At 44.0% G+C, this 24,505-nt stretch carries 21 protein-coding genes; 5 read left to right on the plus strand and 16 right to left on the minus strand.

Annotated elements, in window-relative coordinates:
• Window positions 1-693: 693 nt before the first annotated feature.
• The 4 genes from K5Q73_RS11925 to K5Q73_RS11940 all read right to left on the minus strand — a co-directional run bounded on the left by K5Q73_RS11925 (window position 694) and on the right by K5Q73_RS11940 (window position 6,264).
• Window positions 694-1,203 (minus strand): hypothetical protein, encoded by a 510-nt coding sequence (locus K5Q73_RS11925; protein WP_220762791.1) that lies wholly within the window; start codon window positions 1,201-1,203, stop codon window positions 694-696.
• Window positions 1,204-1,986: 783 nt separating this feature from the next.
• Window positions 1,987-4,029, minus strand: coding sequence for a pentapeptide repeat-containing protein (locus tag K5Q73_RS11930; protein ID WP_220762794.1), 2,043 nt, complete (start codon window positions 4,027-4,029; stop codon window positions 1,987-1,989).
• Between the two features lie 448 nt (window positions 4,030-4,477).
• Complete coding sequence (locus K5Q73_RS11935; protein ID WP_220762796.1) at window positions 4,478-5,359, minus strand: radical SAM protein; 882 nt, start codon at window positions 5,357-5,359, stop codon at window positions 4,478-4,480.
• Between the two features lie 92 nt (window positions 5,360-5,451).
• Entirely contained in the window at window positions 5,452-6,264 is an 813-nt protein-coding gene (locus tag K5Q73_RS11940) for an enoyl-CoA hydratase/isomerase family protein (protein ID WP_220762797.1), read from the minus strand.
• Between the two features lie 176 nt (window positions 6,265-6,440).
• On the opposite strand from K5Q73_RS11940, the gene K5Q73_RS11945 reads away from it, so the two are divergent.
• Together K5Q73_RS11945 and K5Q73_RS11950 are read left to right on the plus strand one after the other, a co-directional pair.
• Window positions 6,441-7,391: a LysR family transcriptional regulator gene (locus K5Q73_RS11945; RefSeq protein ID WP_220762799.1), complete on the plus strand. Its 951-nt coding sequence runs from the start codon at window positions 6,441-6,443 to the stop codon at window positions 7,389-7,391.
• 173 nt (window positions 7,392-7,564) lie between these two features.
• On the plus strand, window positions 7,565-8,365 hold the full coding sequence (locus K5Q73_RS11950) for a 5'-methylthioadenosine/adenosylhomocysteine nucleosidase (RefSeq protein WP_220762800.1): 801 nt from the start codon (window positions 7,565-7,567) through the stop codon (window positions 8,363-8,365).
• Between the two features lie 112 nt (window positions 8,366-8,477).
• Here the strand turns inward: K5Q73_RS11950 and K5Q73_RS11955 are convergent, their stop codons facing one another.
• The 4 genes from K5Q73_RS11955 to yqfB all read right to left on the minus strand — a co-directional run bounded on the left by K5Q73_RS11955 (window position 8,478) and on the right by yqfB (window position 14,013).
• Window positions 8,478-11,588, minus strand: a complete 3,111-nt coding sequence (locus K5Q73_RS11955) for an efflux RND transporter permease subunit (RefSeq protein ID WP_220762802.1) — start codon at window positions 11,586-11,588, stop codon at window positions 8,478-8,480.
• A complete protein-coding gene (locus K5Q73_RS11960) occupies window positions 11,585-12,910 on the minus strand; it encodes an efflux RND transporter periplasmic adaptor subunit (RefSeq protein WP_220762804.1) in 1,326 nt (441 codons plus the stop codon). Before K5Q73_RS11960 ends, K5Q73_RS11955 begins: the two co-directional genes overlap by 4 nt.
• The gene (locus K5Q73_RS11965) at window positions 12,910-13,527 is read right to left on the minus strand and encodes a TetR/AcrR family transcriptional regulator (protein ID WP_259650785.1); all 618 of its coding nucleotides are present in this window, start codon (window positions 13,525-13,527) and stop codon (window positions 12,910-12,912) included. Before K5Q73_RS11965 ends, K5Q73_RS11960 begins: the two co-directional genes overlap by 1 nt.
• A gap of 171 nt (window positions 13,528-13,698) precedes the next feature.
• The gene (yqfB, locus tag K5Q73_RS11970; protein WP_220762808.1) at window positions 13,699-14,013 is read right to left on the minus strand and encodes a N(4)-acetylcytidine aminohydrolase; all 315 of its coding nucleotides are present in this window, start codon (window positions 14,011-14,013) and stop codon (window positions 13,699-13,701) included.
• Window positions 14,014-14,364: 351 nt separating this feature from the next.
• Between yqfB and K5Q73_RS11975 the strand changes: the two genes are divergently transcribed.
• A complete protein-coding gene (locus K5Q73_RS11975; protein WP_220762810.1) occupies window positions 14,365-14,595 on the plus strand; it encodes a DUF2986 domain-containing protein in 231 nt (76 codons plus the stop codon).
• Between the two features lie 40 nt (window positions 14,596-14,635).
• Here the strand turns inward: K5Q73_RS11975 and K5Q73_RS11980 are convergent, their stop codons facing one another.
• Window positions 14,636-16,201 carry an MATE family efflux transporter gene (locus K5Q73_RS11980; RefSeq protein ID WP_220762812.1) on the minus strand — a complete coding sequence of 522 codons (1,566 nt, stop codon included), beginning with the start codon at window positions 16,199-16,201 and terminating at the stop codon, window positions 14,636-14,638.
• 28 nt (window positions 16,202-16,229) lie between these two features.
• The gene (locus K5Q73_RS11985; protein WP_220762814.1) at window positions 16,230-17,063 is read right to left on the minus strand and encodes an ion transporter; all 834 of its coding nucleotides are present in this window, start codon (window positions 17,061-17,063) and stop codon (window positions 16,230-16,232) included.
• Window positions 17,064-17,309: 246 nt separating this feature from the next.
• On the opposite strand from K5Q73_RS11985, the gene K5Q73_RS11990 reads away from it, so the two are divergent.
• Entirely contained in the window at window positions 17,310-17,792 is a 483-nt protein-coding gene (locus K5Q73_RS11990) for a murein L,D-transpeptidase family protein (protein ID WP_374706846.1), read from the plus strand.
• A gap of 74 nt (window positions 17,793-17,866) precedes the next feature.
• Complete coding sequence (locus K5Q73_RS11995) at window positions 17,867-18,427, plus strand: VOC family protein (RefSeq protein ID WP_259650786.1); 561 nt, start codon at window positions 17,867-17,869, stop codon at window positions 18,425-18,427.
• 94 nt (window positions 18,428-18,521) lie between these two features.
• Here K5Q73_RS11995 and K5Q73_RS12000 read toward each other — a convergent pair whose 3' ends face one another.
• The 6 genes from K5Q73_RS12000 to K5Q73_RS12025 form a co-directional block, all read right to left on the minus strand.
• Entirely contained in the window at window positions 18,522-18,983 is a 462-nt protein-coding gene (locus tag K5Q73_RS12000; RefSeq protein ID WP_220762820.1) for a MarR family winged helix-turn-helix transcriptional regulator, read from the minus strand.
• A complete protein-coding gene (locus K5Q73_RS12005; RefSeq protein ID WP_220762822.1) occupies window positions 18,949-20,061 on the minus strand; it encodes a DUF2955 domain-containing protein in 1,113 nt (370 codons plus the stop codon). Before K5Q73_RS12005 ends, K5Q73_RS12000 begins: the two co-directional genes overlap by 35 nt.
• A gap of 182 nt (window positions 20,062-20,243) precedes the next feature.
• A complete protein-coding gene (locus K5Q73_RS12010; RefSeq protein WP_220762824.1) occupies window positions 20,244-21,293 on the minus strand; it encodes an HlyD family secretion protein in 1,050 nt (349 codons plus the stop codon).
• A gap of 401 nt (window positions 21,294-21,694) precedes the next feature.
• The gene (locus tag K5Q73_RS12015) at window positions 21,695-21,940 is read right to left on the minus strand and encodes a hypothetical protein (RefSeq protein ID WP_220762826.1); all 246 of its coding nucleotides are present in this window, start codon (window positions 21,938-21,940) and stop codon (window positions 21,695-21,697) included.
• A 64-nt stretch (window positions 21,941-22,004) separates the two neighbouring features.
• Complete coding sequence (locus K5Q73_RS12020) at window positions 22,005-23,072, minus strand: S9 family peptidase (protein ID WP_220762828.1); 1,068 nt, start codon at window positions 23,070-23,072, stop codon at window positions 22,005-22,007.
• Window positions 23,073-23,305: 233 nt separating this feature from the next.
• Window positions 23,306-24,220, minus strand: a complete 915-nt coding sequence (locus K5Q73_RS12025) for a M14 family metallocarboxypeptidase (protein ID WP_220762830.1) — start codon at window positions 24,218-24,220, stop codon at window positions 23,306-23,308.
• Between the last annotated feature and the right edge of the window lie 285 nt (window positions 24,221-24,505).

The raw sequence follows: 24,505 nt of genomic DNA on the forward strand, positions 1-24,505 counted from the left end.
TCTATCTTTAAAATGCTTTTTGACCAACTTATAAAGTATGAAATAAAAACAGAACTCAAGTGATAAAATCACCATGTTTCATTATGGCTGTTCATATAAACAGTGAATAAAACTAATCCAAAATCTCGTTAATACGATATGAATGAGCTTTTACTCTGAATGATAATGGGGAATTTCCGCGTTAGACATCATGCAACACCAACCAAAATGAGTACTCCAATTACCACGTGTAGATACGGCCGTGATCGTCCATGACATGGTGAGAGATAACGAAGTTATCAAGCTTTCGAACGAGAGGCTGGATGCCGAACTGGCCATTTAGCAGGGATACTATTCGTCATCGCAGAGCTTACAGGGATACTTTCCGTTATAGAGAAGTGCTGCGCCTCGCAGCAGTATCTGCACATGCCCCGCTTGAGGCGATTGATAACGACGAAGCTACAAGCTAAAACGGGCTACCCCATAGCAAGGATACAAAGATAATGTAACCAGCCTTAATTCCAAGGCTAACCAATTTTGGGGCATAAGTGAGTCAGCGCAGACTCGGTGACTCGAAAATGAACAAAAATCAGTTAGTGATATTACTGATTTAGCAATTTCTGAATTAACTTTGGTATGGAAAAGTAACGCCGCATTAAGGTGTGAGCGGCGCTTGCCTATACTTTGAGCGAAGAGAAAACGTTAAATGCTTTGTTATGTGAATTTTATTTTGTCGTAAAGGCCAACAATTTTATACCTTGCAAAGACATCTTTCCCATCCCAGTTGGCCGGCATAGTTTTCTGTAATTTGTATTCTCGAAAGAGTGCATCTTCATCACTAGAGATAATTACAACTGCTGCGTATTTAAGAATTATTTTCTTAAAGGTTTCTAACGGTGTATTTTTAGGATAAGACAGCAATTTTTCTACGACAACTGAAATTGGAACAATATGCTCATGTCTAAGCTTACTAGTACAACGAGTGATAGCTCCATCATGAGCATCTAGAATTGCCAGCGCTTCATTAGACCAGCCGGGGTGACCTAAATACTTTTTCTCTCCACGAAATGAACTAGCTGAGTCGTGAAGCTTTCTAATCGCAACATTAATAACTTGATTAGTCAACTGACTATCAACCTCCACAACACCTTGATCTATCGAAAATTTAACAAGCATTGTTAGGGCTTCTAATTTTGATTCACTATATTCTGCTACATAGCTCAAATGTATGTACCTCTTGATTCACATAACAGCTTATTATGCGGAATCAATCCGCCTTTCAAAATCACAAAAATCAGTTTTTTACGCATTTTCTCTTTCGAAGAATACGAATAACACACTGAAAGTCAACCATAAATCGCTCTCTGATTTTCTTTGTTTCCGCTCTCTATGGTAAAAGCGGCATCCGTCTCAAAAAAGGTGGATTTTTACGAAACTATATCTTTATACAGTTGGTAAGATTTGCTAAAACACAGGCAGATTCTAAGAATTCGATTTTCAACCAGCGCACACCTCAAATAACCATGCTCTCATCGCCTTTCGTCAGATTAGATTTGATAGGGAAAGTGTAGGCTCCGAAAAATGTGTAGAGTATTAGCTCGGAGTGATTTTGGGGCATTTCCAAGTTAGAAACCAAACCTCTCAGCCGAATGAGTACACCAATTATCCCGTGTAGATACGGTTGAAGCCGTCGAAAAAAGGGATGTTTTCGTTGAGCCTACATGGACGTACTTGAGGCGTGCTTCAGCAGTGTCTGCACATCCGCCCGCGGCAGGCGATTGATAACGACGAAGCTACCAGTTCAAGTACGCTACCGTGTAACAACGATACAAAAGTAAATGTAATCAGCCTTCATTCGAAGGCTGCCAAGTTTGAGGTAAAAACCATTTACCACGGCGAATATGGCGAAGCCATGTGCTAACACGCTGAGCGGGCTAAGAACGGGAAGAATCCCCCGTTATTAGCTTGCTCTATCTGCTATGTCTACTGCTCTAGGGGCTTACTAGGCTAACAGCCCTTAGGAAATATCCAGACTTCAACAGCGCCATTTTTACTGCCAAAGTCATCACCAGATGTTCCTGGATTTGAAGGTGCAGTATCTTGAGTAGGCGTGCTATTACAAGTAATAGTAGGGATGACCGACCAACTTCCACCACCGGCTCCAGCTCCATCATCGCCAGCACCGCCGCCGCCATAACCACCACCGCCGCCACCGCCTCCAGCAGCGGTAAAGCTATCATCTGCATTACCGCCCCTGCCGTCCGAACCAACGCTAGGGTCGCCATTTACCCACTCACTATTAGCGCCTAGAAAACCTTGACCGCCTTGACCACCAATACCATCTTTGCCGTCACCTGCACCATTTCCACCATTTCCCCATTCATCGGTGCTGCCACCGTCGGCTACACTGATAATGGCTTGGCCTACACCAATGGTTCCCTGCCCCATGATTGATGAGGCTGCAACGCCGCCTTCGCCGCCATCTGTGCCATCGTTAAGCCATCCAGATGAGTCTCCACCGCCGCCACCGCCAGCAATAAGTATCACATCGTCTTCAAGTGAAGACGGGCTACTTTCAGCAATCATGACGAGTGTCGAAGAGCCGCCATCACCATAGACATTACTCAGAGTACCATTTTCACCGATAAAGAAATTGAATGAAGTTTGGCCATAATCGTCTAGAAAATTAGATAAGGTTGTGACTGTCGATGCAAAACCGCTCTTACCGCCATCACCACCAGAGGTCCAGAGTCCGCCACTAGAGCCAATGCCACCTTCCCCTCCCCAGGCTAGAATGGCCATAGGCGTATCGTTGTCCAGAGTGGTATCGAAAGATGAGCTAACTTGGCTGAATATATCAACAAGATTAACAGAGGTTACCAGCTCTGAAGTATCTATTGCTTCACAGCTTGTTATTGGCGTAGCACCATTAACACCACCGTACTCTGTGGTACAAACTTCTTTATCAACCGCCGGCAATAAACATTTATAGACGGTGTTACCATCATCGGTAACATCCTGCTTTACAGAGTCGCACGGATCAGACTCGGCAACCACTGTTGAATTACAAAAGCCAACAGAAGTGATATCGCAAATGCCTCCGTCTATCCATGTCGCGCCAACAAGGTTGGCGTTATCAAAATCTGTATCCGTGACAGTCGCTTTATCAAGGTCCGCTGGCGATAATTGCGCGCTTGAAAAATAAGCCCCACTCAAGTTGGCATTGCTGAGATCTGCATAGGTCATTTCCGAACCACGAAAGTCCCCATTGCTCATATCGGCGCCACTAAAGTTGGTTCCGGTGAGCGTTGATTCGAAAAGGTCTACATTGGTTAAGATGGCATCGCTCAAATCAGCGCCGGAAAGATCTGCAAATGTGAATGTTGCATTATCCAAATCTGCGCCTGACAAATCACAATTCTTACATGCGTTGGTAGAAATAAGCGTAGTCACATTATCATCTGCAGTGTCTGCATAAGCAGGACTTATCAAGACATTGCCAATGCTCATCAGTAGTTTGGAAACTATTGAGTAATTTGCACTATTTGCTTCTGGCTGCGAACCACTATCGGGCATTGTCACTAAGAAGGTAGGATCTGTGCTATCAACATGCTGGCCGTGGGTCATGACTAAATGATATTCCCCAGCAGATATGATTGCCGATACGCAATCATCATTGGCTGTAAGGCTAAGCACTTCCTCGCCACTGCTATTGTTAAGCACCATAGAGTGATTTGACTTACTGTTACCATCTTCATAGCAAAATGTATGCTTAAGGGTACGCAAATATTTGTAGGGGATGAGATCAGAGCCGGATTCGCCGTTGGAATCATCTTCTACAGTGGCTGAAGGTGGCTCAAGAAATAAAGCAACGGTACCCTGTTCGGGGTTGGCACGTAAGCGACTATTTTTAGCAAAATCCTTTTCGGTTGAAAGGTTTAATTGGGTTTGAGTCTCATTGTTGCTATTACAAGCTGTCATGAAAATGAGGGGGAATGTTAACGCTAACAACACGTTAAAGTTGCCGCGGCAATCATTGATAGTCTGCACGTTATTTTCCTTATAATGGAACAGATTTTTCTGAAGTTTTAACAAGACGTTTTAATAATGGCTCCCCCTAATCCTCCGGATTTACAGGGCGTCATTATCCTTTATGAGCCTGAATCAGAGTGCCGTTTTAGTCAACCCTACATGAGAATAAGTAACCGATAGCATTTCATGTCCTGCTTGATGTATCCACCAGCATCTATAACCTAGCTCCTAAGCTGCATCAAGACTGCATTAAAGCCATGAAAGCCATAAAAGCAGGCAGCATCTGCACATACCCCGCAGGGGCGATTGATAGCGGTGAAGAGATAATCCAGAGCTGCTACTTGGTAACACGGATCCAAAAAAATGTAATCAGCCTTCATTCGAAGGCTAACCAACTCTGAGTTGCTGAAAGTGTAACTATAATTTGGGCAATATCATTGAGTTTATGCTCACGATATTAAAGCTATTAAAATCGTCCTAGGTAGGCTTTGCCAATAAGATTACTGTTCTTTTCAAGCAATAGATTATCTATGTGACCTAACACATCTGCCTTTACTTGCTGTAACGTGCCTTTCATTGGCAATAGGTTAGACCCATGAGTGCTGTCAATGAGTAAACCTTCTCGCTGCAAGTTTTCTAATAAGATCTTTATCTCCTCTAGTACTTCATAAGGGCTTAGCAGCTTAAAGTCACCTTGTTGAACTTGCCTAAATAATGTCGTCCCGTCTATCGCTACCGTGGTCAACAGTCCCAGCAGATATGGGTTCATCTGATTAATCAACTCGGCAGTTTGCCGCGCATGGGAATGAGAATACTCACCACTTCCCCCTAGGCCAATCATCACCATAGCAACAAGTTTAATGCCAGATTCGACGATACTTTGCCCCGCGGTTAGCATTTCATTAGCAGTTACGCCTTTGCGTACCGCTTTTAACACGTCATTAGAGCCTGATTCCACACCTAGGTATGTCATGGTTAAGCCAGCTTTTTTGAGTTGTTTAAACTCATCGACTGTTTTATCCAACGTACTTTGCGGCCCAGCGTAAGTACTCACATGAGTCAATTTAGGGAATGCGGCATAGAGCTCAGCTAAAATCTCTAATAGCATTTCGCTTGGTAATGAAATCGCATCACCATCGCTTAAAAAGACTTTTTCGACCTTGTCGCCCATTGCCGCCTTTGCCATAGCAATATCTTTTTTTAGTTCATCGAGTTGGCGAACTCGGTAACGAACATTTTTGTACATAGAGCAATAAGTACACTTGTTATAAGAGCAACCAATTGTACATTGCAAAATATAAGCGTCAGCCTCTGGTGGCGGACGGTAAATAGCACCTTCGTATCTCATAAATCACCTTTCAGTTGCACTAAAAAGCCGCCTTTACGACGGCTTATTAGTGTTAAAACCACGCATTCACTTTATGATAAGTGAAGCTACAATTATTTAGACAGTTCAGCCGCAGTGTCGGCAAAAATGCCAGGCATATCTTTTGCCTCACGTTCGGTTTGTCCACCATGCTTTAAAAACGCTTCGATAATCGCTGCAGTTTTTTGCTCTTTGGCACGCTCTAAGAAATAACGAAGCTCTAACTCTGCGCCAGCCTCTTCATCTTTAATTGAAGTGGCAATGATCTCTTTGTACATCACGATATCACGCACCTCTAGCCCGCTAATCACAGTTAATGTCATGTCCAAAAAGCTATCTAGCTCTGCCTTAGGAACAAATTTAGTGATGATATTGAGATTTTCAGCCTCTTGGGCGGTGAAATCGTTACCTAATAACAGGGCTTGCAATGCTTTATTTTTGCCCATTCTTCTTGCATATTGCACTGCGCCTTGGCCGCCAGTTGGAATATTCACGTGAATTTCTGGTTGAGCAAACGCGGCATTTTCAGTCCCATAGGCAAGGTCGCATGCCATTACAAACTCATCACCGCCACCACGGGCAACGCCATCTACTACCGCGACAGAGACTTGTTTCATCGCTTTGATGTTTGTAATCATGTGGCTGAACTCAATCGATGCCGCCTGGCCACCTTGTGTGCCGTTAATCACATTCAAATCCAGGTGCGCTAAAAAGAAAGATTCATGCAAGGACTTAAACACCACCACCTTAGTATCACGGGAGTCTTTAAGAGAAAGTACAAACTCATTAATTTCATTAATTAAGTCTATGGTAAGTACGTTGACTGGTGGATTGTTGATAGCAACTGTTGCGATACCATTGTGCTGAGTAATTGATAATTTTTTCATTGTAAACTGCCTCATTGATTGAGTTGTTAGCTGTCTCAGTATAGTCACTCTGAAAAAGCCTTCTCTCTGTAAGTGCAGCTACTATAAACCTTGCATTGGATGGTAAAAATACTATTATAAGCACAACATTGGTGCTTACTTTGCACCAATGTCAAACCAATTACTCCGAGGTCATCATGGATTTTTCTAGTCGTTTATTGTTATTGCTTGAAGTGATTGAGCTCGGTTCTTTTACTAATGTCGCCGAGCGCAATAATTTGGATCGCTCGGTCATCTCAAAACAAATAAGCCGGTTAGAGAAGGAGCTTGGAGTTCGCTTGTTAAACCGTACCACTCGCTCATTATCGCTAACAGCTGCAGGCAATGAGATGATAGCGCAGGCTAAACAGCTACGAGATTTACTTAGCGATACGCGCCGATTAGCGCAAAACTATCACTCTGAGCCTAGAGGGTACTTGAGGCTGACAAGTTCAATGATGTTTGGTCGCCAATATGTACAAGACGCTATTTCTGTGTTTCAAAAGAAATACCCTGATATTCAATGCGAGCTCAGATTAGAAGATAAGCTTGTCGATATGGTTCAAGAAGGGTTCGACATAGGTTTTCGTATTGGTAAACCCAAAAGTTCGAGTTTGATTTCTCGTAAAATTGCCCGCAGTCGTTTATTAATCGTCGCTTCCCCTGACTTTATTCAACAACATGGTGACATTGAGACGGTGACAAAACTGGAGTCGCTTCCAGCCACCATTTACTCAACTCCCGGTTTGTTCATGGATAAGTTTAGCTACCTCGATGATAATCATGTTAGCCAGCATTTTCAGCTAAATGCCGCTTATAAAGTCAATGACGTGGAGATGGTCGTAAAGAGTGTCGTTGCAGGTAACACTCTTGCCGTTGTGACCGCGCAGATGATTCAAAATGAAGTAATTGAAGGAAAACTAATCCCGATCATGACTCATTTGAACCTCGATGATTTTGGCACCTTTTATGCTGTCTATCCTCACCGCGATGCGCCGATTAAAACCAAGTTATTTATTGAAGTTCTAAAATCAATCATTGGTGAAGATACGCCTGTCTGGGAGCAAAATATTCCTGACTTTGAAAATTTGTATTGCAGCAAACCTTAGGCTCAATGCCTATATCCACTGTAATCCAATTCTTAAAGATGCAGGCTTAATCCGACACGGCAAAAATATAACTTAGTCAGCTCACGTTACAGCGATAAAGCGATAAAGCCCATTTACTCCATTTGCTTATCTCATTATGATGCGCGCATCTAAACTATTGGAATGCCACTAAGATGCGCACCACTGTCGTTGTTATCGCTTTGATCTATTCACTTCTTTCATTTCATGCCGTTGCTGAAACAGCAATGCATGCAGCAAATAATACAACAAAGAATGTCAAACCTATCGCCATTTTAGGCGCAATGGATGCTGAAATTGAAAAGCTACTGCCTGAAATTAGCCATCGCCAAACTTATAATGTTGCCAAAAATACTTATTACACCGGATTTATCGAAGGCAAACCTGTGGTTGTGGCTCGCTCTGGTGTGGGTAAAGTCAATGCAGCTATCACCACTTACGTGTTGATTAACCAATTTGACGTTAACAGTATTATTTTTACTGGTATTGCTGGCGCTGCGAGCCCTGAACTCAATGTTGCCGATGTGGTTATATCGACTGCATTGGTGCAGCACGATGTTGACTTAACCGCCTTTGGTGCGCCAAAAGGCCAACTTGACGGTTATGACGATCGCTTGTTCTATGCAGATAAAAAGCTGCAAGCCTTGGCACTAAATGCTGCCAAAGAGTCAATTGGTAAAGCGCGTGTTCATTCAGGGATTATCGCAACAGGCGATCAGTTCATTGCCGATAAAGCCGTGGTCAGTATGTTACGTCAAGAATTCAACGCTATCGCCGTTGAAATGGAGGGCGCCGCAGTGGCGCAGGTGACCGACATGTTTGATATTCCACTGGTCGTCATTCGTACCATCTCTGATAAAGCGGACGGCTCTGCGCATTTAACCTACGAAGATGCTAAACAAACCACCGCGGATAACTCCGTAGCGATTACACTCAATATGCTAAGTAAGATGTAATTAAACGAGTTTATTGATAATAATCGATAACGAAAAAGGCGCTAACCTTTAGGTTTAGCGCCTTTTTTATCTGTTTGCTTTATCTACTCGATTTCTCTATTCACCAGTAGGATTAAGCCTCGATCGTCTGGTCTTTTTTACTAAAACTCACCTTGCCAAAGTCTTCTAAAATCGCGTAGCTGGCTGGCACCATAAAGAGTACCAGCGCGGTTGAAGCGAAAATACCGAACACCATAGAGACCACTAGAGGTTGCAGAACCTGCGCTTGAATACTGGTCTCAAGTAGCAGCGGTAACATGCCAGCAGCAGTGGTTAGTGAGGTAATAAATACCGCTCTAAAGCGCTCTTTGCTAGCACTCACTACGGCCTCATGCACCGATTGGCCCTCTTCTACGTGATAACGAATATATTGCACCAGCAAAATAGAGTCGTTAACCACGACCCCTGCAAGGGCTACAAAGCCGAGTATTGATGGCATACTCATGGAGTAGCCTAACAATAAGTGGCCCCACAACACGCCAATAAGACCTAGCGGAATAACCGCCATAACCACTAATGGCTCAATATAACTTTTAAACTGCAAACTTAAGATGGCAAACACTGCCAACAAGCCGACAATAAAGCCGCTAGCCATCGAGTTTTGCGTCGTCTTACTTTCTTTTACTTCGCCCTCGTAGCTGACGCGAATATCCGGATAACGCTGCTTCAGCTCAGGTAAAAGCTCATCTCTAAACGCCTTATTAATCTCAGTGGCATTGGCTAAGTGAGTATCCACTTCGCCGGTAATAGTCACAAAGCGCATCCCGTCTAGTCGGGAGATTTTGACGTAATTACGTTGCCACTTAAAATCTGCCACCGCCGATAACGGTACTTGCTCGCCTGCACTACCAATGGTGATTGGAAAGTTAGCTAGGTTTTCAAGCTTGGCCGCATCAACTTTATCTAACTGCACATCAATTTGAATGCTTTCAGGCCCCACTTGAATATTGTCGGCGGTTTGGTGGAAGTACGCGCCGCGAAGCTGACTTGCTAGCATCATACCATTAACGCCAAATGCTTCTGCGCCAGGCTTTAACGTCATCAGAATTTCGGCTTTACCCGGACGCATGCTGTCCAGTACACCAGACACACCATTAAAGCCCTTCAAATATTGCTGCACTTCTATTGATGCTGACTTTAGCTCATCAAGATTATCACCGCGTATGCGAATTTCAATGGCGCGACCAGCAGGTCCCATTGCGCCTTGCTTGTAGACAATGCCTATCGGGTCAACCATTTCACCCACGCCTTGCTGCCACTCGCGGATAAAGGTGTTAATTAAGGTCTGGCGGATCTCAGCGCTCAGCAAGTCAACTTTAACCGTTGCCACGTGAGCACCACTTTCTCCCGCATCGGCGTTAAAGTTAAAACGCTCGGTAATATGCTGAATAAGGCGCTGACCGTCCTCCTTCTGGCTGTACTTATCATCGAGTTCTCGAGCAACACTCACCACTCTATTAACTACAAATTCAGTCTGTTCAAGCGTTGCGCCTGGCGGCAAAATAATCCGCGCCTCGGCAACGTCACCATCAAGCTCTGGAAAACCCACAAACTTAACCACGCCACCTGCGGCTAACGAAATAGAGACAAGTAGCAGACTTATCACGCCGCCCATAAACACATAACGCCAGTTAATCACCCATTCAACTGCGGCCACTAACTGCACCGTTCTAAAGTACTCAAACTTTTGATTAAACTTTTGTTTAAAGCGACTGGTTTTACGCTTTTTGCCCTTAGCAGCATGGGCTAAGTGATTAGGTAAAATTAAAAAGGCTTCAACTAAACTCACGGTCAAAATAAGCAGTAATGTTTGCGGAATAACCCGCAGCACCTTACCCATGTCCCCTTCCATAAAGGCGATACTAGAGAAGATAAACACTGTGGTTAAAAACGATGACACCACGCCCGGCAATACACGCTTTACGCCTTGTACAACCGCTTCAGTTTTACTTAAACCGCGCTCGATATGCGCAGCAATGGATTCTGCAATTACAATCGCGTCATCCATCATAATGCCGATAGCCATTAAGAATGCCACCAGCGTCATAATGTTTAAGGTGAGGCCTACTTGCGCCATAAAGAATAAGCTACCCATAAACGCAACAGGTAAACCCATTGCCACCCAAAAAGAGTAGCGCAAACTAAAAAATAGCCACATACACAAGAACACTAGCACGACACCTTGCAAGCCATTTTCGATTAGCATGTTGAGGCGGTCCCACAACAGTGAACTCAAATCATTTGAAGTACTAATGGTGATGCCATTTGGTGTACGCAATTTTTCTGCATCTAAAAAGCCAATCACTTCCTCCTTTAAACGCAGAGAGTCTTGTGATTTATTCTTAAACACGGTCAAAATGGCCGCTTGTTCGCCATCAAAGCGAATGCTTTCCTCGTCTAACTCAAATCTATCAGTAATTGTTGCAATGTCTCGCAGACGCACTAATCCGCCTTGGGCATTAGAGCGGATCACGATATTACCAAGGCGCTCAGGCTCAACTTCGCGTTGGTCGAATCGAATTAGAATGTTCTTACTGGCAGTTTCAACGGTACCGCTCGGCAGCTGCACGTTTTGTTGCTCAATTTGATTGGCAACATCAGCAACACTCATACCTAAACGCTTTATTGCACCGAGTGAGACTTCAACCAGCAATTGATGCTGAGAAAACCCGGCGATCTCCACTTGGCTAATGCTGGTATCAAGCTTTAATCGACGCTTTAAATCCTCGGCGTAAGCTTTTAGCTCGGGCTTGCTGGTCGAGGCTGTTACCGCAATGTCGATAATGCGCTCATTAAAATCAAGCTCCTCAACAATTGGCGGTTCAATCTCTGCAGGAAAATCTTTAATCGCCGAGATTTTGGTTTGTACGTCAACTAAGCTTCGACCAAGGTCTGCGTTATCTTCAAGCTTTAACGTCATGCGTGCTACGCCTTCAAGCGCATCACATTTGGTTTCGGTAATGCTGCCGAGACTATCGACTGCATCTTCCATTCTAAGACAGAGGTTTTCTTCTACATCTTGTGGAGATGCCCCAGGAAGCACAACTTGGGCACTAATGTAATTTTTTGAAAACTCCGGGAATGTCTCTCGTTTAAGCTCTGGTAACGCCTTAATACCCAACACGATGAACGCTAACATCAACAAGGTTGTTGCTGTTGGGTGGCGAACAAAAAAACCTATCACGGCTGCGTCCCCTCTTGTGATTTAGAGGTTTGAGTTCGCAGCGCCATACCATTAACAGCTGGAATAAGGTCAGTAAGCACTAGTTGCATGCCTTCCACTAGCTCACCTTGCACAGCCGCTTGACCTTCTTGACGGAACAACACTTGAACATCAACCAGTTGCAAACGGTTATCTTGGTTCATGATATACAGTTTGTCGCCGTGTAGTGCGCGCTCTGGCACCATCCAGTAGTTACGCTCGCCGCCCTTAATTCTAGCGCTAACAAACATGCCATTTACCAACGGAGGCGACTGGCCAATTTTAAGTTGGCGATACTCTTGCTCAACTTGTAACACCACGCTCACTGTAGCAAGTGTCGGGTCAACGGTTTCACCGATTCGGTTAATCGCTGCCGGCCAGCTAAATGAATATGTCGCGCCTTTAAGGGTAATTTCCGCCGTTAGCCCTAATGCCTCAGCTCGAGGCAGTTGTCCCATTTCAGCCTGAGGTTGATTAACGGTTTTCATTAAGGTCATCACATCGCCGAGTGATACCTGAGCTTCAACTTCCATTACCTCAATGCCGTTAATACGGGCAAGAACTTGCTGCGGCGACACCACTTGGTTACTTTCAACGTTAACTTCGGCTACCCGCCCTTCAAATGGTTGGCGAATTTCAGTTTTAGCCAGTTGACTGCTTGCTTCTTGTTCACGGGCAAGCGCTTGCTGTAACTGCGCCTTAAGAATGTCAGTTTCATTCGGCATTAGGTTTAAACTGTTATCTAATTCTTGCAGTTTTTGCTGCTGCGCTAACAAGTTTTGTCTTTCACCATCTAATTCTGATTGTGAAATCAGGTTTTGTTTACGCAGGGTTTCTTTACGCTTTAAATCTGATTTCACTAAGTCGTAGCGATTATTTTCAATCTCAAGTGATAGCTGTAGGTTTTTTAGTTGCAAGGCTTTACCCGCGAGCTGACCTTCTAATGCCTTACGATCAGCTTGGGCTTGAGCCAAACGAATTTGGTAATCGAGCGGGTCGATAGAAAGTAATAGCGTGTCTTTTGGCAGGATTTTACCTACGGCAAGATCGGGGTGTTTATACACCACACGCCCACCAACCTCGGGTAATAACTGCCACTGGATCTTAGGACTCACTCGGCCAAAAGCGTCGACCTGTGCAACAACTGGGACTTGTTTTAACTCAATCACCTCAACCAACTTACTCGGCTCGGCCTGTAGCTCAAGTGGCGGATGGCTGCGTAATTTAACCACTAAAATAAGCACAACAAAGCCAACTGCCAATGCAGGGAAGAAATACCAGCGCTTTCCTTTATAGCTAGACATTAATGCTTTCCTCCAGACAAACCATGTTCGAGCAGAGCAATATTGTGTTTGGCCAATTGTTGATAAAATTCTTCATTAAGTTGATAACCATGTAGTTTTGCCATTGGAGTTGGCATGACAAAGGGGAAAATCATTAAGCTCAGTAGCGACATCTTTACCATTTGCGGATCAAGTTCGCCCGACTCTTCTAATAGTTGTTTCGGCATAGGCGTGAGTTCGGCGATTGGTTCAAACAATTTGTAGATCACCGCCTTTGCCTCTGATGAGTGGTCTGAACTCATCAGCTGAAATAAAAAGCGCGGAAACTCTGGATTGGGGATCATTGTTTGATAAAACTCAGCGACAATATCTGCCACCGTCGGCTTACCGTGAGATTGTTGTAATGCTTTTGCGCGCTGATGGATAGGATGGATATGTTCAGTCACCATCGCCTCAAACAAACCCAGTTTATTACCGAAGTAGTAACGGATCATCGCCATATTCACACCGGCTAATTCGCTAATTTGTCGGATACTAACTTTGTCGTAATCTGCGGCGGTAAAACAACGATATGCCGCTCGAATTAAACTCGCACGAACATTATCTTGTTCTGCTTTTTTGGAAGTATCTTTTGCCATCAGCGACATAGACTTGTGTTATTCTGTTGAATAACGCAAGTCTACTGTCTGCTTTGGGATTTTGCATGAATTATCGTTATTCAGAAACCAGAGTTTTGAATAACTGCACACTACAATAATTTAGTGACAAAATAGCTAGAGATAAGTTGAACTAAACCAATTTAAAGTGAATTAAACCAATTTAAAATGAATGAGATATAGGGCTTCAATACCCGGATAAATCTGTCTAATTAAGGTTTTAAGCTCAGCTAAACTCATATTTTCTTGCTCTGCGTGCGTATCATTTAAGTCATCATAAGCCACGCGGCTAACTGAGAGAATATCAAGCTCGCCATAGCAGCGACCATCTTCTAAATTAGACACACTCACACGCTGCCCAGCTTGATAATAAGACTCGGACTCATCACGTAAGGTGATGGTTTTGTTACCGGCTAGAATATCAGTCTCAAAACGACTGAAAAAAGTGATATTGCTTGGTGGATTCATGCGGCTTTATTACTCATCTTAAGACTTTATCGTGCACCACTATTGATGCTTTGAAGCCATTTTATATCAAATCACAAAAAATTCAGTATAACAAAGTGCTCGACTCTGAGTAATTTTGGAAAATTAAGTAGCATGGAAGGCGCCATGCCTATGGTCTTACGGTGCAATTTCGCGCCGACCCCACAAGCTAAACAACCTTAGGTTCTTGGAGGCGAGATTGTTAATCACAATACTGCGGTAGCGGTTACGCCTTGTTTAGGGTAAAATTCGCCTCCGATTTCTAGCTTGGCGCAGAATGTGCCACAATAGACATCATATAGACGTTATTAATAGGCATATCGTAGAGAACTCATGAACAGAAAACAGAAGATGATCAAAAAGACTGCAAAACGTGCTAAGGCTCGCCTTAATAAGCACACTGCGCCTACGATCAAAAAATACGTGTCTAAAGCAGAGCGTGCGGAGCAGCAAGCAAAACTTGAAGCCGAAGCGGCAGAGCAAGCTGCTGCACAAGAGACAACTGATGCGACAAATGACGCACCAGTAGAAACAAACGAAGAAAAAGCGGCGTCAGTTAACTAAATATCGGCATGCCCGCGCAGTCTTTCTCGTTTGATTGAGCTTATTTGCTTGGAGCACTTTCCTCTTTAACGCCAATAAGCTCAGCTATTTCATTACTCCCCTCGCAGTCTTGCTCCTCATTGACTATTGCCATGTTGGCACAAGAGGAAGAAAGTGGGCTTTGACCACTCAAACTTAGCTCCTCATCAAACTCGCTCTTATCCTTGGTTTTGCCCTTGGCCTTATCTTTAGTCTTATCTGTAGCCTTAGCGAATTCAGTGACGTCAGCAGCAGTTGCAATAGATGCAGCCTTAACCCGCTCAACCAATCTGTACGCCACCAGCACCCCCACTATTCCGAAAATAATCGAACCTAGTGCCTGACCAATCAACACTCCGTAAACCCCGCCCCACTGCGCACCGAAATAAACAAATGGAATGGTGCCTAAGGTCGCCTTACCAACATTAAACAGAGTCGAGTATTTGGCCTTACCTAAGTTATTAAATGAGGCATTGGCGACAAATAAAATACCTGAGAAAATAAAGAATACCGCTATAAACGAGCAGAAGAACAAAATCAGATCCGCCGCATCACCTTTCATATCGAACACGCTGACAATTTGATGACGAGTTAAGAACAAGAGCAGCGATACAGCTAGTACATAGACAGCGCAGAACTGTATCGCTCTGGTCAATGACTCTTTAACCCGTTCAAATTCCAGCGCACCGTAGTTTTGCCCAACAATCGGCCCTATGGCGCCAGAAAGCGCGAATATCATGCCAAATGATACCGGGATCAGTCGGCCTAAAACCGCCCACCCGGCCACATAGCTATCACCAAAATCAGCGATGGCGCGCGTCACTACCGCATTACCGATAGGGGTCGCTACGTTAGTGAGCATTGCAGGACCTGCGATGGCAAAGATTGGAGATAAATCTTCAACAAAGTGTTCGATATTAAAGCGCCCTAATAGCTTGTGCTTGAACACAACGCCTCGGGCCGCAACCACAAACACGGCAAATCGAGCCATTACCGAGGCAACAGCCGCACCTTCAATTCCCATAGCAAACATGAAGATAAATATCGGATCAAAAACCGCATTCACACCACCGCCAACTAAGGTCGACACCATAGACAACTTGGCATCGCCCACCGCCCTTAACGCGCTACCTAGCGCCATTGCTAGGCAGATAAGCGGTAGTGATGGCACCAGAATATTAAGATAACTCTCGGCAAGTTCAGCGGTTTTGCCTGTTGCGCCTACCAGACTCAATAGTTCTGGAATAAACATATACACGCTAAACGCCACCAATAGACTCATCAAAAAAGTTACAACGAGGCTGTTTAATAGTAAGCGCTTAGCTTTTTCTGCTTGTTTGGCGCCAATGGAGCGCGAGACCAAAGCCCCTAGGGCAATTGAGAGGCCGATACCGATGGAAGTCGTAAAGAATGAGATGGTGCCAGCGTAGCCAACTGCCGCTGCAAGTTCCTGTTCCCCCAGTAGACTGAGGAAAAATATATCCAATAAATCGACCACAAACAGCGCCGAAATGCCGATAGCCGCGGTGGAACTCATCACCAAAATATGGCGTAAAATCGATCCCTGTACAAACTTGGCTACAGCCATAACACCTCTAATCCTTTAATTTTAGTATTTACAGTTCGCTCTCTAACTCACTGCCACATTGATCGCAGTAGAGCGCATTATTTTCATGGCCCACTTTAAGGCAGTTACTACAGCGCCTTAAATCTCGTGTCCGGCCAATCTCTTGTGAAATTTCCGCAGTTAAAATACCCGTTGGAATGGCTATAATTGAGTAACCTAGCAGCATAGTAAAAGCCGCAATGGCCTGGCCGAGTGGTGTGCCAGGAGTAATATCACCATAGCCTACGGTGGTGATAGTCACAATGGTCCAATAAATCGATTTAGGAATAGAGGTAAAGCCGTTGTTAGGCCCTTCTACCACATACATTACCGCACTCAATACCACCACAATTAGACTCACCGAGAAAAAGAAGATAAAAACCTTACGTCCCGATTGCATCATGGCACGCAATAGTAAGTTACCTTCGCTTAAATAACGCAGTAGCTTTAATACGCGGAAGATCCTGAACAAACGCAAGATCCTAATGACCATGGTGAAGTTAGCCCCAGGGAAGAACAGGGCTAAATAGGTCGGTAATACCGATAACAGATCCACCACGCCATAGAAGCTTTTAGCGTAACTGAGTGGCTTAGCCGAGCAGTAGAGTCTTAATAGGTACTCTATGGTAAAAATAAAGGTAAAGCCCCACTCCATAATGACAATAATATCGCCATATCGCTCATGCACCTTAGCCACGGTATCAAGAAAGACGAGCAGAACACTCATCACGATACAGACCATCAAACTGATATCAAAGTAACGTCCGGCTCGAGTATCGGTACCGAAAATTACCCGGCGTAATTTAAGCTTTAACAAACTTTCTGGATCTTTCTCTGTTGCCATTTTTACAACAAATCCTTGCAAAAATTTAGCGATGATTCCGTCTGTTTAATCTGACTAATCAAGGCATTTAAGATTGGTGATATGAATAGTGTGACACGCATATAGGGTGAGCTCAAAAATAATCTTAGCCTTTATCATCAACAGCCGTGCTTTTTTAAGGTAATATAGAGCCAGTCACTCATCGATTTTTAGCCATTTCGCTCAGGGTTTTTCATGCGTTTTATTGTTTTATCGCTCAGCTTGCTGATGCTAATTTCAAGCACCTTCTTTTCAAACGCTACTTTCGCAAGTGCAATGGCCAGTGGTAAAGCCGACTTAGTGATTGTGACTAAGTCTGAAGCAAGCATGGCAATTCTTCGCCAAGGTAAAGTGCTAAAGAAATACCGTATCGCCATGGGCGATAACCCTGTGGGTCATAAGCTGACAGAGGGCGATCAACGTACCCCTGAAGGCCGTTATATTCTGGATTACAAAAAGTCTGATAGTGCTTACTATCGCGCGATCCATATATCCTACCCAAATGATGAAGACAAATTACGTGCGGATGCCCTCGGCATTAGCCCCGGCGGACAAATTATGATCCACGGTGAAAACCCAAATTCCAGCCTAACTCCAGAAGAAGCCCAGATGTATAATTGGACCGATGGTTGTATCGCGATCACCAACGCCGAAATGGACGAGCTTTGGCGAGCGATTGAGCCCGGCACCCCGATTGAGATCTGGCCTTAAGAGCTAGTCACTGTTCCCATTAACAGCTATTTTCCACTTTTTATTCCATGCCCATTTGCGTTAAGGCACACCCTATGACATACCAAGAATTAATTGGCAGCTGGCCGACATTTAGCCAGCGCATACAAGCATTTACTCAAGAGTTAGGCCTAGACTCACTCAAACTTGAATGTGACCACAGCGCACTTCGCGTTAATAGCCCTGAGGCCGCAGATGAACTGCGCCATGAGTTTGCCAAGGTCGGTAACATCATTTCAGATAATATGATTAACGGCCGCCCAATTCTGATCATTGAGCTAAATACACCTTTAATTATGGGCACTAGTTCGATTGAGTGTGTCGAGCTGCCCTACCCAAGTGACAAAGTCTATCCGGTTGAAGGCTGGGAGCATATTGAGTTAGTACTCGATTGTGGCGCAATAGACTGCGATACACTAAGCCAAGCGTTATTGGCTCACGCACCGCAACTCGCCGCGGTTTTAGCGGGAGAAACTGAGGTTAAGGTGAAAATGAGTTCACCTAAAGGTGATAAAGAGCGTTTAGCCAATCCAACTATCGCCTTTAAGAGAGATGGCATTTGCGTCAAAATCCACTCTCAAGGGATTAAAGCGGTTATCGCTTCGGAAGCGGAATAAGACGTCGTAGGCTCTAGGTTATAGGCTCGAGTGCTAACAGCTTTTAGGTCCTAGGTCCTAGGTCCTAGGTCCTACAAAGTTTTAGCCGATAACATTAATCATTGCCCAAATAAATATCGTCCTTAATCAGTTTACGACAAAGCACTAATAAGGTATCTCGCTCTTGGGCGCTTAGAGGCTGATAAAACTGTTCAATAATTCCAGACAGTATGGTGCCAGCCTGCTCTTTTATCATTAAGCCTTTGTCGGTGATCATTAAGTATTTTGCTTTTTTATTGGTTTCACTTTTATAACTGCTGATCAATTCGCGCTTAATACAATTATCCACTAAGCGCTTAGTCGCCGAGCGTTCACGCTGCAGACTTTCTGCTAAGCCTTGCTGCGGGATCTCACCGCTATGGGCTAATACCCTAAGTGCACCTAACATTTCTAAACTTATTCCAAGCTCTACCGACAAGGCTTGGTTAGCCAAGGTTCTAAATTGTTTGTAGGCTAATCCCATCATAAATGATGTACTTGCTTCAAGCTCTGGCACCATTTTGCTCGTCTGTGACATGGGGCTCTCTTCTGTTAGATAATTGAAATAATAAGAATAATATACCTAAAGTAACCGCCAGTTCCCACGCTCTTAGAAAGATACTCTCTAAGCCCATGTTGACAGTACCGATATAAAGTTGAATGGGCAGCACTGTGGCTAAAAGCGCATCACCATGGAACTCTCTTTGACTATTTTCTCCTGTCACCATCAATACTGCAATGGCCAGTATTGCGGCGCCAACAACCAGTGCATAATAACTGATAATCGCCTGATGATTAGCAAGTAAAATACTCACTAATACGGCAATCGCACAGCCGCCAATTTGGGTGATAAATCGACGAGAGATCACCATTTTAAAAGCCAGGCGATCATTTTGAGTTGCCGCAGCAATAACTGGCACCATACAAAAAGTGGCCGTCAACAGATTGATATTCATCAATAAGGCTATACCGCTGCCAATCAAACCTAACGTCACGAGTCTTTGCTGGTAGGTGACTTTTTGTGGCTTAAATGCCACAGGGTTTAGCATGTTCGTCACAGGGAGTAGCTTAACCGCCAGCTTAGCCACACAAGCAGTAATCACCATAGACAATAAGATTTCACTGACTCTGTCTGGCATGCTTTGAGTACTGAACTGTGAAAAAATCACAATCAAGATCCAGTTAAAAATAGGCATGATCAAGCCGCCACGTTTAGCGGGTGTATCGGCTTTTTTACGCATCCAATCAATAAACAGTAAGCTTATTGTCCACACGACAAACGGATGTGACTGGAATAGCTCCACCACGGTTAAAGCCACACAAGCAGAAACAAAAGTGGGAGCGAAGGTTTTAAAAAGACTGACCCATGCATAGTCTTTCACTTTTGTCATGACTATGGTTGGGTAGAGTGCAAGGTAAACACTCGAATCAAAACTAAAGACTTTGCCAATCAGCATACAAAGCAAAATGACTAAAGTGATTCTAATCGCTTCATTTCTCTGTTCATGTCTTAGATAGGTGTTCTTTGCTGAGATCTTTCGAAAACAGTTTGCAGTAGTGTTTGCAACACAGCTTACTAAACTGTTTTTTGAACGGGTTTCTTTACTATTAAGCATACTCACACCCAAAGACTGTCTTTGATTGCTCTAGCACCCACTGATAATACTTGCACACAATAATTAGCCACTGAAAGACTATCTTGGATAACTGGCATTGGAAAACGGGCACTGGAATTTCTGCCCCAGGAATACTGCATGTGGAATAAATCGTTGTGATATACACTCATCAACACGCAGCGTTAGTATATATAGTGAAAATAGCTAACTAAGTGCATCCAGAGCTTGGCGCAAGTATCCACCAGCCAATTACCATTTTCTACCATCACACTGGCTCTAGAACCCGAAATCAGTTGCGGGTTTTGCTCATTGACGCTGATGCGAGTGCGAATTTTCTGCTGTTCTCTGATCCAGCTGTCACTGTTAGTCACATCGGCTAGCTGGCTGAGCTGACTCGATGAATCGTAAATGGCACTGTCTTGATTAATGATTTTTCCCTGAAACACTTTTCCCGGCAAGGCATCGAAAACCACAGCAACTCGGGCGCCAGCTTTAAGGTGCGCAATGCCTTTTTCATTGAAGTCCGCACTAAGCCATGAGTCTTGTTCGTTGACAACAAACATAGCACTCGCCCCTGCTGCTAAGTAACTACCCGTTTGTAGCTGCAAATTACTCACAGAACCCGCCAGTTTGGCTTTAATGACGGTATGCTCAAGGCTTAGCTGAGCTTGAGCTAGCTTAGCCTTGGCAAGCTCTATCGCCGCATTGTCTTGCTCTGTTGCCAGCTCTACCTGAATACGCTTCACTTCAGCTTTGGCTGCTGATTCTGTGCTGACAGATACTTTATAAGCCAGCTGTGCATCTTCTAACTCTTGCTGAGTCACTGTGCCCTGCTTTAATAATGACTCATATCGCTCCATCTTACGGCTAGCATTTAATTTCTCTAATGTGCGCTGGGAGGTAAGCTGCTCAGCCGAAACAAGCTGCTGTCCTTTTGCCGAATTAGATTCCAGCGCTTGGTCAAGTTCAGCTTGGGCTTGTTTTACCGCAATAAGGTAACGACTCTGTTCGATGGCAAATAATGACTGTCCTTTATTCACCTGCTGACCATTTTTAACATAAACCTGAGTCACAACGCCCTCGACTTCAGAGGCTATTGTCGCCACGTTCTTATGTACAGCAGCCTGCGTGGTGAAAGGGGCGATATTGTCTGTTGTGACCAAAAATAGCGAAAAAAGTACGGCTAAGCTCAGTACTGCATAGCTAATATATTGGTATATTTTGTCTTTCATCTTCTCTCCACAAACATCACTTGCTCTAATTCCAGCATCTTTATTCGTTAGCCACAACGGGCTTAGGTGTTAGCTGTTAAGCCTTGCTTCAACAGACTCATGAGTTGAACAGCCAGTTAACTTGCTACTTAAAAATTATTGTTGCATATACAACAACTGTGAATTCTAGACTAATTTTGTTGCATAGGCAACAATGGTCTTGCTAAAGTTTATTTTCTAGGCATTAAAAAACGCAGGCCCCCTGATTTCAGGTAATGGCTGCGTTTTCTTTTTTTAAGCTATGTTATAACTCTGGCTTGACGCCGCGCCTTACTCAAACTATTGATATGACCACATATTAAACACTTCCACCGCGATACAGATGTCTCAATTACTGCTAGCGAGTCTGAAGTCAGTTTAACTTAGCCTGCAAACCTTACTTTTGCGCGGCTAAATGCTCGGTAAAACTCAGAAACACTGCAAATAGCCAGAGCGAAGCTGACCACTAACTCAGGACGCTCAGGCGCAGTACTCAATGCTTGTAATAACGGCTCAGAGCGATAGATAAGATGACCGAGTAATCGACCTGTATTGAAGACACTCGCAATAAAAATGATTGGACAAATGATTAAGCCAAACCAAAACCAGAACTCGTTAAATACTCTCATTGCGCATTCCTTGCTACTTTGTGTTGATGGTTAATGCTCGTATTATGTTAATGCTCATTTTAAATTATAGGTATTGCTGAAACCAAGAGACTACCTCTTGGTACGCTTGCTCTTTATTGCGGGTTAAGCCGTGATCATCCTTATCATAAACAACCAGCTTATGACTCAAGTTATGTTGCTTCAGCTTCAGCTTCTCGGCAAATGTAATTGAGTGACTGACATCGACTCGCCTATCATCACTGCCATGTAACAACAGAATGGGGACATTAGTCGGTAACTTATCGACCCACTTAATCACCGATCGCTTGTCAAGTTCAGCGGCTTTATTTTGACGATAGTCTGGAATACGTTTTTTATATACACGCTCCATATCAGGGCGCTGACTAAGACCAGCTAACAGATCTGTGCTCCCGGCTATCGTCACTACCGCTTTAATATTTTCAAGCTGCTTTAATACTAGATAGTTTTGCATTCCCCCTCGACTCCAGCCAAATAGGCCAATACGCTCTGAGTCTGCACCAGCAATACTCGGAATATAATCAATCAAGTGAGTCACATCTTGTATATCTTTACCGCCAAATTCGTCCTCGACACTTACTCGGTCAACGGCTTTTGAGCCCGATTGAGAAAGGAGCTGAGCGCTATAGGAGCCCCTATATTGGCTGCCAATAATCACAAAGCCTTCTTGCGCGATGGGAAAAAGAGTGTGCATCATAGCGCTGAAGCCTACCCGGCCAAAGTCGCCGTTGCCACCGCGGTTAAAAACCACCACTGGTAAAGGTTTTATTGAGAACTTGGGTTTAATCACAAAGCCATCAACTGGAATGCCATCGACCATATAGGTAAACGTGCTGCAAGCTAACTCGCGCTGAGCATAATTAAATTTATGCCGTGGATATCGAGCTTCGAACGAGCTCATCGCATGACTTATCTGTTCTTGGGTATGGTAGTGAGGTTGGTACCTTTGCTTTACCTCTTTTTTCCACACATCGTAACTGGAGAATGTCCCGCTGAAGCAACCCTGCTGCTGGGTAACCTTGGGGTTTTCAATAAGCACCGATGAATCGCCGTTCAAGGGCACAAGTACTGAGAGAGATAAAGCAAAAGCTGAGGTAGCTAAAACTATACTCATTCGCAAATTTCCTTTTGCTGTTTTTTGTCATTATTATCGCAATCAGGTTAACTGAAAGTGACCTTTTACTTCAAATACATTTCTTCAAGCAGATGAAAATACAGGCATAAAAAAGCCTCATCTATATGACGAGGCTATTGTGCTAAAGCCGCATTTTTACTGCAAAATGCTAAACTAGAGCCTTAAACTAGAGTCATAAACCAAAGCCTAGGGTCACAGCTAAGAAGCAAAAGCTACAGGGTTAGCAAGTAATCCAGTCCACCGGTTATCGCAGCGACCTGCGCCACAATGCAGTTTTCAGCATCTGATAATGGGCTGTCTGGGTAGACTTCTGTAGTGGTGACATATTTTGCATCTGTCACGCCTGCACATAAACCTAACGCCTTAGTCGCATAGTTAATCACGCCAAATTGAGATAATTCTACGCCAATTAGCTTACCATCGTCATCGGCTGGTGCGATATGAGTCACCTGCTCTACCGATTTAATCATTGCCGTTTGGAATGCATCTTGTGGGTTGATGGTATCGCCAACTAAGTAAAAGCCATCTGGAATGTTCCAGTTGGTGTGATCCACAGCATCACGCGCCGCCAATGCGGGTCTAAATTCGCTGTTGTCGGTATCTGTGGTTTCGTGTAGATCGATATGAGCAAAAATCTCAGCGCCAAGTCCCGCTAAAAGCGCCATCAAGGCTGCAGACTCTTCGGCCGGGCTATCCTGATAAAAAGAACGGTTAGGATCGACCGCTTTGGGATTCCAGCGGTTAATGGTTTCATAACCCCAAGGACTAATACAAGGCGCCACTAAGATATTAAAATGTTTAGCGTACTCAGTAGCCTTGGTTTCAATAAAACGAATTGCGCCTTGCACACCGCTGGTTTCGTAACCATGGACTCCACCTGTTACTAAAATGGTTGGCTTACTCATATCCCAGTTTAACGACTTCACAGCAAACAGCGGGTAGCGCTCAACATCGTAGGAAAGAGCACCATACTGTGCAACCTCAAAACGGTCTTTAAGCGCAAGAATTTTGGTCATCACCTCTTCTTGATAAGAGCGTTTTATCTCTTGAGCGTTAAACCACTGAGCCTTTTCTGCCTCGCCCCACTTATGTCCCTTCACACCGATTGCATATGCTTGCTGATCCATTATTATTCCTTTTGACTTGGTTTTATGCCCAAGCTCTTCTATACCTACATTCAAACTAAAAATCTTAAGCTCGTATTCTACGTTTATATACTAAGCTCAAACTCATAAAGCAGGTTTGCTCTGACACGGGTTACTAAATTGCTCGAAAGCATAAACGCGATACCATTCTATATCAATGTGATTAGCCGCTAACGGCTTGAATCTTCCTTATGCAAACTAACGCATTAAGGAGAAAACCTTAGCGTTAATCAAGGTAACAACTCAATTGTCTAATCAAGGAGAGGT

Origin of the sequence: Shewanella sp. MBTL60-112-B2 (assembly GCF_019655055.1) — a bacterium.
GTDB lineage: Bacteria > Pseudomonadota > Gammaproteobacteria > Enterobacterales > Shewanellaceae > Shewanella.